Origin of the sequence: Sphingomonas chungangi, from assembly GCF_013778325.1 — a bacterium.
GTDB classification, from domain to species: Bacteria; Pseudomonadota; Alphaproteobacteria; order Sphingomonadales; family Sphingomonadaceae; genus Solisphingomonas; species Solisphingomonas chungangi.
This window is the reverse complement of the sequence record NZ_JACEIB010000006.1, coordinates 202,186-211,463: the sequence shown is the minus strand read 5'-3', so window position 1 is coordinate 211,463 and position 9,278 is coordinate 202,186. Positions and strand designations below refer to the sequence as shown.

Below are 9,278 nucleotides of genomic sequence, written 5' to 3'. Positions count from 1 at the left end.
ACTCACCTCTTCGATTACAGTTGTGATCGTAATGACCACATCTGTAATCGTCAAGCGATCGCAGCTTGAGGATCAGCCTTCGAGGAGACCGGCAACGATGTTCGGGTGGAGGCGGCCGGCAAATTCGCAGCCGGCGGCGGTGCCGTCATACCAAACGACGCGGGCCATGAACGGCCCCTGCCCACCGACCTTCAGCCACACGACGGCTTCGGGCGCGAGCGGCTCGTCGACGACGATGCGGAAGCCAGAGCGGGACAGATCGGTGACGACGCCCGGCACGCTGTCCGAGCCGACCGGCTCGATCTCGCCGTCGCGATGCGCGAAGTGTCGCGATTCGCGGCGCGGATCTTCCCGACGCATCTGGATGACTGCCTTCATCGGATCACCTTTCCCCCGGATCGACGGACCCGGATAGCGCGGGCCTCGTAAAACAATGGTGAAGAGCATGTTCAGGCTGGCGCTCGGGCGCGTGCCGCTTAGGGTGGCGATAGCGCCATGGTCCGGATCGCCCTCCCCGCGCTCGTCGCGCTCACGCTGCTCGCCGGATGCCGGCGGCACGACGATGGCGGACCGATCGAGGTAAGCGTGATCGGCTCCGCGACCGCCGCAAGCCGCGCTGGCGCCGATCGCGCCCCGCTCGATGCGCCGTCCGCCGCGCTGATCGGGGCGACCCGCCAGGGACTGGTACGCTTCGATGCCGGAGGGCAGATCGTTCCCGGCATCGCCGCGCGCTGGATCGTGAGCGACGGCGGCCGCAGCCTGATCTTCCGTCTGCCGGACCTGCCCGATCCTGGCGCCCGCCCGATCGATGCGGAGGCCGTGGCCCGCCGCATCCATGCCGCCATCGCGGCGAACAGCAGCAACCCGCTCAAGCCGCTGCTCGGCGCGATCGAGGAGGTGGATGCTGTCACCCCGCAGGTGATCGACGTCGAACTGAAGGCCCCGCGCCCCAATCTGCTCGAGCTGTTCGCGCAACCGGATCTGACGATGGGCGCCGCCAGTCATGGGCCGTTCGCGATCGTGGCATCAGGGGAAGGAGCGGCACTGCTGCGTCCCCTCCCCGATCGCGACGCCGATCCCGACGATCCCTCGCGCCCGCCGCCGATGGTGAGGCTGCGCGGGCAGGCCGCCGGTCGCGCGATCGCCCGGTTCGTCGCCGGCCGGTCCGATCTCGTGCTCGGTGGTCGCTTCACCGATCTGCCCGTGGCGCATCTTGCCGGGCTGCCGCGCGGGGCGCTCCGCTTCGATCCGGTGGAGGGCCTGTTCGGCCTCGCCTTCGTGCAGGCCGATGCCGGCTTCACCGCCGATGCCGGCAATCGCCGGGCGCTCGCCATGGCGGTCGATCGCGACCGGATCGGGCCGCTGCTCGGCGTGCCGGGCTGGTCGCCAATCACAACGATCGTCGCGCCGGGCACGCCGGAGATCGAACAGCCCGCGACGCCGTCCTGGTCCGCCTTGCCGCTCGCCGATCGGCAGGCGCAGGCGCAAGGGCTGATCGGCAAGTGGCGGGCCGCGCATGGCTCCGTTCCGGTGTTGCGCGTCGCCATGCCGCCCGGCCCCGGCGCGACGCTGCTGTTCGCGAGCATCGCACGCGACTGGCGGGCGGTTGGCGTGCAGGCCGTCGCGGTCGGGCCGAACGACATGGCGGAGCTGCGCCTGATCGACGCGGTCGCGCCCGCCGATATCGCCAGCTTCTACCTGCGCAGCTTCGCCTGCGACCGGCGGGTGATCTGCACCGACGTCACCGATCGCCTGCTGGTCGAGGCGCGCGACGCGGATTCTCTCGCCGAGCGCGGCGTGCTGCTGATGCAGGCCGATGCGCTGATGGCAGACGATACGCCCTTCATCGCGCTCGGCCAGCCGGTCCGCTGGTCGCTGGTGGCGCCCGGCCTCGATCTCTATCGCGACTCGCCGCGCGCGATTCACCCGCTGAATGAACTGAGGACGCCCCTCAAGCGCTGATACGCGCGAAGGAGCCGCCGCATATGCCCATGACCGACCATTTCGACCGCCTCGCCGAGAAGGCGCAGCTAGGCCGTGATCCCGCCTCGGTGCGCCGGCGGATCGAGCATATGGAGCATCTGCTGGAAGGGCTGTTCGTCGTGCCGGTGATCAACCGGCGCATCGGCCTCGATGTGATCCTCGATGCGCTGCCCGTCGCCGGCGATGCGGTGGCCGCGGCGCTCGGCGGCTGGATCATCTGGGAGGCGCGCAACCTCGGCATGTCGAAATGGCAGATGGCGCGGATGGCCGGCAATGTCGGCTTCGACTTCGCGCTCGGGTTGATCCCGTGGGTGGGGGCGATACCGGACTTCTTCTTCCGGTCCAACACGATGAACCTGAAGATAATCAAGCGCCACCTCGACCGGCATTTTCCTGAAAGCGCGGTGGTCGAGGGCGAGATCGTGAAGCGTTGACCACCCTCTCACGCCGGGCGGGAGAGGGGGTTCAACTCACGGAGCCGCCACCTTCACCGACTCGCTCATATCCGCCCCGCCCGATTCCGCCGGACAGGTGCGCGGGCGCTTGTCGAGACCGATGCAGATCCACACTTCCTCCAGCCAGCCGCGCTTGTTGAGGTTGAGCCGCATCATGTCGGCACGCATTCCCGGATTGGCGGCGGCGAAGGCGGACTGGACCTGACCGGCGGTCAGCCCCCGGCGGTGCGCGAGGCTCGCCATGTCGGGGGCGTGGATGCCGTTATATATGCCGTCCTCGGTCCGGAAATAGGCGACCGGATCGTTGGTCATGCAACTGCCGTGCTTGGCCCATTCGTGCTGTAGCAGCTGGGTCGAGGGCGTGGCCGCGATGCCGGCGCGCAGCTGGTCGTCGGTGAGGATCGCAACCGGGTGGCAATATTGCGGCCAGCGGTTCGGCCCGTCCCCGTCCGGCCATAGCCCGTGCAGGATGAAGCCGTGCGCGGAGACACCCGAGCATTCCATGTCGTCCTGCCCCCCGCCGCGCCTGTTCTGCGCGAAGCAATGCTCCGGCGTCCAGATCAACGAGAGCGTGTAGCCGGTGGTCGGCACGCGCCGCGCCGGCTGATCGGCGCTCGCCAGCTCGGCATGGGGACGCGGCAGCGGCTGAGCCGCAGCCATCGATGGCGCCAGCAAAGCGAGGATCGTCAGCAGGAAACGCACGCGCGAATCTCCCATAAAAGAACATTTAGAGAACGATTAGCTCGCCAATTCCTATTGCGCAAGCGTTCAGGAGAACGTGTCGCGCAGGTTCGGCGGCACCGGCTCGCCCCTGAACCACGGCACGGTGTCCGGGCGGAACAGCAGCCACGCGCATGCGGCCTGGATGACGATCTGCACGATCGCGAAAACGCGCGTCACCGCCGGCAACTGCACCGCCGATCCCGCGAAGCCGCGCAGCACGCCGACGACGCCGACGACGAACAGGACGATGAAGATCCATTTCGCGATCTCCGCGCCCTTGCGCGCGATGAAGAAGAGCAGCAGCAGGTTGATGATCGTCCCGCCGATCAGGCTGCTGGCCATGATGATCGGCATCATCGTCGCGACCTGCGGCGGCATGCCGGGCGGCAGCATCGCGGTCCAGTGCATCCACGCCCATGCGCCGGACGCGATCCCCAGCAGGATGTTGAAGCCGTAAATCCGTTCGAACAGCATGATCGACCTGGGCCGCATCGTCTCACTCCCCTGTTGGCCGTCAGCCTAAACCAGCAAACCGATCAGGAAAAGGTTTCGGCATAATCCTGCTCCACCAGCCCTCGCCGTTCGAACCAGTCGCGCGAATCAGGCTGGAACATCAACATGATCATCGTGAAATCGAGCCCGACGAGGAAGAGCGACCCGATCTTGAAGATGGCGGGAAAGAAATTGGGCGCGATGACGACCCGGAAGACCGATATCATCCCGAGCACGGCTCCCGCTATAAAAATCCATTTGGCGACGCGGCTCGCCCGGCGCCCAATGAAATAGAGCAGCAGACCATTGCACATCAGGCCGAGCATAACTGTGCCGATGCCGATCCAGCCGGTGAGATAGCCGGCGGGAGGATAGTCGCCAAAGGTACGGCTGGCCCAATAGGCGCTGTAAACCGTGACCGCCAAGCCGACGACGATCCGGCCAATATAGACCCGCTCGAACCATCGAATGGATTCTGGACGCATAACTTCACTCCCCCTGCCCCGGAAGCGAAGTCTAGCGCCCGCTCAGCCGATCTCAAGCCAGCGCGAGGTCCAGCCCGATATCCGCCGCCGGGGCCGATTGGGTCAACCGGCCGGCCGACACGTAGGTCACGCCGGTTTCGGCGATCTCGCGGATCGTCTCCAGCGTCACCCCGCCCGAGGCCTCGGTCGGCACGCGCCCGCCGACCAGCGTCACCGCGCCGCGCAGGATCGGCGGCGGCATGTTGTCGAGCAGCAGGTGGGTGGCGCCGGCCGCCAGTGCCGGCTCGATCTGGTCGACGCGATCCACCTCGACGATGATGCTGGCGATGCCCGCCGCCTTCGCGGCCCCCACCGACTGCCCGATGGAGCCGGCCACCGCGATATGGTTGTCCTTGATCATCGCCGCGTCCCACAGACCCATGCGGTGGTTGGTGGCGCCGCCCATGCGGGTGGCGTACTTCTCCAGAACACGCAGGCCCGGAATGGTCTTGCGGGTGTCGAGCAGGGTCGCGCCGGTGCCGGCGATCGCATCGGCATAGGTGCGCGCCAGTGTCGCGACACCCGAGAGATGCTGGAGCGTGTTGAGCGCCGAGCGCTCGGCGGTGAGCATGGCGCGCGCGCTGCCCTCCATCCGCATCAGCGTGGTGCCCTTGAGGATGCGGTCGCCGTCCTGCGCCAGCGTCTCGATCACGACGTCGGGATCGAGGTGGCGGAAGAAGGCCGCGGCGATCGGCAACCCGGCCACCACGATCGCATCGCGGCTGACCAGTGCGCCGGTGAAGCGCGCCGCCTCAGGGATGACGGCGGCGGAGGTGATGTCGCCGGCATCGCCGAGGTCTTCGGCGAGCGTGGAACGGACGAAGGCATCGAGGTCGAAGCCGGGAAGTTCGAAGGTCACGTCACAACTCCGTTCGTGCCGAGCGAAGTCGAGGCACGTGCCCCACACGCTGCGTCTGCCGCACGTCCCTCGATTATGCTCGGGGCGAACGGTGGGGTTTTCTCGTAGGGAAGCCTCGCCGCCGGATCAATCCGTCGCGGCGGCATCCTCGCCGGTGATCGCCTCGATCCCGCGACGGAGCAGGAACTGCACGCCCCAGCCGATCGCGAAGGTCACCACCAACGGCGCGACCAGCTTGAGCGCGCCTTCCGCCAGATAGCCGCCGATCGCGCCCTCGACGCCGCTGTCGCCGTCCTCGCGATCGATCGCAGCGCCGATCAGCATGCCGAGTACGTTGTTCATGGGGAAAATCTCCTAGCCGGGTTCACGCGCACAGCGTTCCGGCAGCGAAACCGTTCCCGTGATCAGCGCGACCCGAGATCGCCCATGCCCACCGTCCTGCCGGCCATTTCCAGCATCCGGTCGAGCGGCTTCTTGGCGGCCAGCCGGGTGGCCTCGTCGAGCTCGATGCGCGGCTCCATGTCGCGCAGCGCCACGTAGAGCTTCTCCATCGTGTTCATCGCCATGTACGGGCACATGTTGCAGTTGCAGTTGCCGTCCGCGCCGGGCGCGCCGATGAACAGCTTGTGCGGCGCCGCCTTCTCCATCTGGTGGATGATGTGCGGTTCGGTGGCGACGATGATCGTGTCGGCATCGGTCGATAGCGCGAAGTCGAGGATCGCGCGGGTGGAGCCCACCTCGTCGGCATGATCGAGGATGAAGGCCGGGCATTCCGGGTGCGCGGCGATCGGCGCGTCCGGATATTGCGCCTTGAGCTTGAGCAGCTCGGTCTCGCTGAACGCCTCGTGGACGATGCAGGCGCCGGGCCACAGCAGCATGTCACGGCCGGTCTTGCGGTTGAACCAGGCGCCGAGATTCTTGTCGGGCGCGAAGATGATCTTCTGGTCCATCGGCAGCTGGGCGAGGATGCGCTCGGCCGAGGACGAGGTGACGATGATGTCGCTGTGCGCCTTCACCGCCGCCGAGCAGTTGATGTAGGTGAGCGCGATATGATCAGGGTGCGCGGCGCGGAAGGCGGCGAACTGCTCCGGCGGGCACGAATCCTCCAGCGAGCAGCCGGCGTTCATGTCGGGCAGGATCACGGTCTTGTCGGGCGAGAGGATCTTGGCGACCTCCGCCATGAAGCGCACGCCGCAGAAGGCGATCACGTCGGCGTCGGTCGCCGCCGCCTTGGCCGAGAGATCGAGGCTGTCGCCGACGAAATCGGCGAGGTCCTGGATATCGGGCGTCTGGTAATAATGCGCGAGGATGACGGCATTGCGCTCCTTGCGCAATTTGTCGATCTCGGCCTTCAGATCGAGCCCTTTGAGGCTCATGGCAGGCGCGTTCATGTGCGTATGTCCCGTTACCCTCGGTCGCCGCCCAGATAGGAGCGTCGGCGGCAAATGTCAGCGGCTATTGGCGATCACATCCTGCCACGGCCGCGCGAAATCCATCGGGGTGAAGGGCTGGTCGTCCGCAAAGGCCTCGCCCCGGAAGCGGACGCGGACCTTCGGCTCCATCCCGGCAGCCTTCAAGGGCAATGCGAAGCTCTGCGCGACGGCTTGTCGCGCCGCCTGCTTGGCGATGGCGACCGGCGACGGCTCGCGCGCCTGCTCGATCAACTCGGTTCGCGCGGCCTGCTGATTTTTTGCATCGAGCGCTTCGCCGCTGTCGGTGAACCTGAGCAGCAGGCCGCCGCCGTCATAGGCCTTGATCCGCTGCGGATCGACCTCCGGTCCCTCGATCATCAGCGGCGGCAGCGTCACGTCGAGCCGATGGCTGTCCTTGTCCCACGTCACGTCGCCGGGCTTCATCTGGCCGAGATCGACCTCGTAGCGCACGCGGCCCGGCATGATCAAAGTCCGCTGCGCCGAAAGCCCGAAGCGATGCTGGCTGGAGGTGACAACCGCGACATAGGAGGCGACGAGGGCGGTCAGCCGGCTCTGCGCCTGCAGGCCCTGCAGGCTGGCGGTGGCGATGCTCTCGGGGTCGGGCGACCAGAAATGGTCGAACATGCGCTTGCCGGCCACCAGCACCCCGCCGGCGACCAGCGCGAAGCCCAGCACGATGCCGAGCAGGACTTTCAGGACGGTCTTCATGCTAAGCCGCGAGGCTCCACAGCTCGCCCTCGGCACGTACTCGCCCGCGCTGGTCGAGATCGATCAGGTGCGCCAGCACGTTGAGGCCTGCTGCTTTCTCCAGCCGGGGATCGAGGCCGACATACATCTGCGCCACCATATCGGGGATCGAGGCAGCGCCCTTGCCCAGCGTGCGGAGGATCTGGTTCTCGCGCTGCCTGCGATGGCCGAGCATTCCGCGCAGCAGCTGCTTGGGCTTGGTGACGGGATCGCCGTGCGCGGGGAAGTAGATCGCATCGTCGCGCGGCATCAGCTTCTCGAGGCTCGCCATATAGGCGCCCATATCGCCGTCGGGCGGGATCACCACGCTGGTCGACCAGCCCATGACATGATCGCCGGTGAACAGGGCCTGCGCCTCCGGCAACGCGAAGCAGAGGTGGTTGGAGGTATGGCCGGGCGTGAAGACCGCTTCCAGCGTCCAGCCGGGGCCGGAGACGCTGTCCCCCTCTACCATGATCCGGTCCGGCGAATAGCTGTGGTCGAAGCCCGCCTCCAGCCCGCTGCCGTCGTCCGCCATGATCGGCGCGCAGCCCATGACCGGAGCGCCGGTGGCTTGCGCCAGCGGCCCGGCGGCGGGCGTGTGGTCGCGGTGGGTGTGGGTGCAGACGATCGCGACGATCCGTTCGCCCTCGACGGCCTTGAGGATGTTCGCGACATGCTCGGGAATATCGGGGCCGGGATCGATCACCGCGACCTCGCCTTGGCCGACGATATGGGTCTGCGTACCCGTGGAGGTAAAGGGTGACGGATTGTGCGCCAGCACGCGCCGCACCAGCGGGTGGACCGTTTCGACCAGCGGTTGATCGGTCATGGCGCCCCCCTGTCGGAATTTCTGACAATCCGGAAACAGTCGGAAACCGCGTTAACTTTCGGACCCTGCGGGAATCCGCCATTCGCGAAAACTGGCACGCCGCCTGCAAAGCTATGAGCGTTCCACGTTCCCGCGAACACCGGCGGGCCGGCGCGATCCCACGCGACGGCCCGCCACCCCGCGGGCCTCCCGGAAACGCTCTCCAGAGAAACGAAGATCAGGCCGCCTTCTGCGCGACGCCGGCCTTCTGCAGCAGCTCGGCCAGCTCGCCCGTCTCGTACATCTCCATCATGATGTCCGATCCGCCGACGAATTCGCCCTTCACATAGAGCTGCGGGATGGTCGGCCAGTCGGAAAACTGCTTGATGCCCTGGCGGATCGCCTGGTCCTGCAGCACGTCGACCGAGCCGTATTCGACGCCGAGATGATCGAGGATGGCGATCGCGCGGCTGGAGAATCCGCACTGGGGAAACAGCGGCGAGCCCTTCATGAACAGCAGCACTTCGTTGCCGTTCACGGCCTCGGCGATGCGGGCCTGCGTGTCTTCGGTCATTGCAATCACTCCAAAGGACGGTTCGTTGCGCGATAAATCGGGTCGCGCCCGTCAAAAACAAGGCTTCAGGGCGCTGCCGTCGTCAGCTGGAGGGCGTGGAGCACGCCGCCCATCCGCCCGCCCAACGCCTCGTACACCTTCTGGTGCTGGCGCACGCGGGGAACGCCGCGAAAACTCTCGCTCACCACCTTCGCGGCATAGTGATCGCCATCGCCGGCGAGATCGGTGATCTCTACCTCCGCATCGGGGATGCCGGCCTTGATCAGGCCCGCAATCTCGTCGGCCGCCATCGGCATGTCAGATCGATCCCAGCAGCTGGCGACGTGCCTCGACCTCGCAGGCATCGAGCTGGGCGCGGATCGCACTCTCGTCGGTCTCGACATTGGCGGAGACGAGATCGCCGTAAATCTTGCGGATCACGTCCTCGTCGCCGGCTTCCTCGAACTCGGCCTGCACCACCGCCTTGGCATAGGCATCGGCCTCTTCGGCGGTCAGCTTCATCAGGCCCGCCGCCCATGCCCCGAGCAGACGGTTGCGTCGCGCGGTGACGCGGAAGGCCATCTCCTGATCGTGGGCGAACTTGTTCTCGAACGCCTGCTCGCGATCGTCGAAGGTGGTCATGGCGTGGCGTCTTTCCCTGTCTGGTCCGGTTCAGGCAGATAGGGAAATCGGGGTTTCCGCGCAACACGAAGGGAGCG

14 protein-coding genes are annotated in these 9,278 nt (G+C 66.8%); 2 read left to right on the top strand and 12 right to left on the bottom strand.

Annotated features, from left to right (window positions below; translation table 11 throughout):
• Positions 1-72: 72 nt before the first annotated feature.
• Positions 73-378, bottom strand: a complete 306-nt coding sequence (locus tag HZF05_RS09245) for a PilZ domain-containing protein (RefSeq protein ID WP_160365785.1) — start codon at positions 376-378, stop codon at positions 73-75.
• Between the two features lie 117 nt (positions 379-495).
• On the opposite strand from HZF05_RS09245, the gene HZF05_RS09240 reads away from it, so the two are divergent.
• Both HZF05_RS09240 and HZF05_RS09235 read left to right on the top strand, forming a co-directional pair.
• Entirely contained in the window at positions 496-1,962 is a 1,467-nt protein-coding gene (locus HZF05_RS09240) for an ABC transporter substrate-binding protein (RefSeq protein ID WP_160365784.1), read from the top strand.
• 23 nt (positions 1,963-1,985) lie between these two features.
• The gene (locus HZF05_RS09235; protein WP_160365783.1) at positions 1,986-2,417 is read left to right on the top strand and encodes a DUF4112 domain-containing protein; all 432 of its coding nucleotides are present in this window, start codon (positions 1,986-1,988) and stop codon (positions 2,415-2,417) included.
• Positions 2,418-2,453: 36 nt separating this feature from the next.
• Here HZF05_RS09235 and HZF05_RS09230 read toward each other — a convergent pair whose 3' ends face one another.
• The 11 genes from HZF05_RS09230 to HZF05_RS09180 all read right to left on the bottom strand — a co-directional run bounded on the left by HZF05_RS09230 (position 2,454) and on the right by HZF05_RS09180 (position 9,201).
• Positions 2,454-3,140, bottom strand: coding sequence for a ribonuclease T2 family protein (locus tag HZF05_RS09230; protein ID WP_160365782.1), 687 nt, complete (start codon positions 3,138-3,140; stop codon positions 2,454-2,456).
• 66 nt (positions 3,141-3,206) lie between these two features.
• Positions 3,207-3,653, bottom strand: a complete 447-nt coding sequence (locus tag HZF05_RS09225; protein ID WP_160365781.1) for a hypothetical protein — start codon at positions 3,651-3,653, stop codon at positions 3,207-3,209.
• Between the two features lie 44 nt (positions 3,654-3,697).
• Positions 3,698-4,138, bottom strand: a complete 441-nt coding sequence (locus HZF05_RS09220; RefSeq protein WP_160365780.1) for a hypothetical protein — start codon at positions 4,136-4,138, stop codon at positions 3,698-3,700.
• Positions 4,139-4,190: 52 nt separating this feature from the next.
• A complete protein-coding gene (nadC, locus tag HZF05_RS09215; protein ID WP_160365779.1) occupies positions 4,191-5,036 on the bottom strand; it encodes a carboxylating nicotinate-nucleotide diphosphorylase in 846 nt (281 codons plus the stop codon).
• A 126-nt stretch (positions 5,037-5,162) separates the two neighbouring features.
• The gene (locus HZF05_RS09210; protein WP_160365778.1) at positions 5,163-5,378 is read right to left on the bottom strand and encodes a hypothetical protein; all 216 of its coding nucleotides are present in this window, start codon (positions 5,376-5,378) and stop codon (positions 5,163-5,165) included.
• A gap of 62 nt (positions 5,379-5,440) precedes the next feature.
• Entirely contained in the window at positions 5,441-6,427 is a 987-nt protein-coding gene (gene nadA, locus HZF05_RS09205) for a quinolinate synthase NadA (protein ID WP_160365777.1), read from the bottom strand.
• Positions 6,428-6,484: 57 nt separating this feature from the next.
• A complete protein-coding gene (locus HZF05_RS09200; RefSeq protein ID WP_160365776.1) occupies positions 6,485-7,177 on the bottom strand; it encodes a DUF4230 domain-containing protein in 693 nt (230 codons plus the stop codon).
• Position 7,178: 1 nt separating this feature from the next.
• Positions 7,179-8,027, bottom strand: coding sequence for an MBL fold metallo-hydrolase (locus HZF05_RS09195; RefSeq protein ID WP_160365775.1), 849 nt, complete (start codon positions 8,025-8,027; stop codon positions 7,179-7,181).
• A 217-nt stretch (positions 8,028-8,244) separates the two neighbouring features.
• Positions 8,245-8,580, bottom strand: a complete 336-nt coding sequence (grxD, locus tag HZF05_RS09190) for a Grx4 family monothiol glutaredoxin (RefSeq protein WP_160365774.1) — start codon at positions 8,578-8,580, stop codon at positions 8,245-8,247.
• 65 nt (positions 8,581-8,645) lie between these two features.
• Positions 8,646-8,876 carry a BolA/IbaG family iron-sulfur metabolism protein gene (locus HZF05_RS09185; RefSeq protein WP_160365773.1) on the bottom strand — a complete coding sequence of 77 codons (231 nt, stop codon included), beginning with the start codon at positions 8,874-8,876 and terminating at the stop codon, positions 8,646-8,648.
• Between the two features lies 1 nt (position 8,877).
• Positions 8,878-9,201, bottom strand: a complete 324-nt coding sequence (locus tag HZF05_RS09180; protein ID WP_160365772.1) for a DUF1476 domain-containing protein — start codon at positions 9,199-9,201, stop codon at positions 8,878-8,880.
• Between the last annotated feature and the right edge of the window lie 77 nt (positions 9,202-9,278).

Excerpts from the sequence above, each read along its gene's own strand:
- HZF05_RS09195 (WP_160365775.1), bottom strand. The coding sequence starts at position 8,027 with ATGACCGATCAACCGCTGGTCGAAACGGTCCACCCGCTGGTGCGGCGC.
- nadA (WP_160365777.1), bottom strand. The coding sequence starts at position 6,427 with ATGAACGCGCCTGCCATGAGCCTCAAAGGGCTCGATCTGAAGGCCGAG.
- HZF05_RS09180 (WP_160365772.1), bottom strand. The coding sequence starts at position 9,201 with ATGACCACCTTCGACGATCGCGAGCAGGCGTTCGAGAACAAGTTCGCC.
- HZF05_RS09210 (WP_160365778.1), bottom strand. The coding sequence starts at position 5,378 with ATGAACAACGTACTCGGCATGCTGATCGGCGCTGCGATCGATCGCGAG.
- HZF05_RS09200 (WP_160365776.1), bottom strand. The coding sequence starts at position 7,177 with ATGAAGACCGTCCTGAAAGTCCTGCTCGGCATCGTGCTGGGCTTCGCG.
- grxD (WP_160365774.1), bottom strand. The coding sequence starts at position 8,580 with ATGACCGAAGACACGCAGGCCCGCATCGCCGAGGCCGTGAACGGCAAC.
- HZF05_RS09225 (WP_160365781.1), bottom strand. The coding sequence starts at position 3,653 with ATGCGGCCCAGGTCGATCATGCTGTTCGAACGGATTTACGGCTTCAAC.
- HZF05_RS09240 (WP_160365784.1), top strand. The coding sequence starts at position 496 with ATGGTCCGGATCGCCCTCCCCGCGCTCGTCGCGCTCACGCTGCTCGCC.
- HZF05_RS09220 (WP_160365780.1), bottom strand. The coding sequence starts at position 4,138 with ATGCGTCCAGAATCCATTCGATGGTTCGAGCGGGTCTATATTGGCCGG.
- HZF05_RS09245 (WP_160365785.1), bottom strand. The coding sequence starts at position 378 with ATGAAGGCAGTCATCCAGATGCGTCGGGAAGATCCGCGCCGCGAATCG.
- HZF05_RS09235 (WP_160365783.1), top strand. The coding sequence starts at position 1,986 with ATGCCCATGACCGACCATTTCGACCGCCTCGCCGAGAAGGCGCAGCTA.
- HZF05_RS09185 (WP_160365773.1), bottom strand. The coding sequence starts at position 8,876 with ATGCCGATGGCGGCCGACGAGATTGCGGGCCTGATCAAGGCCGGCATC.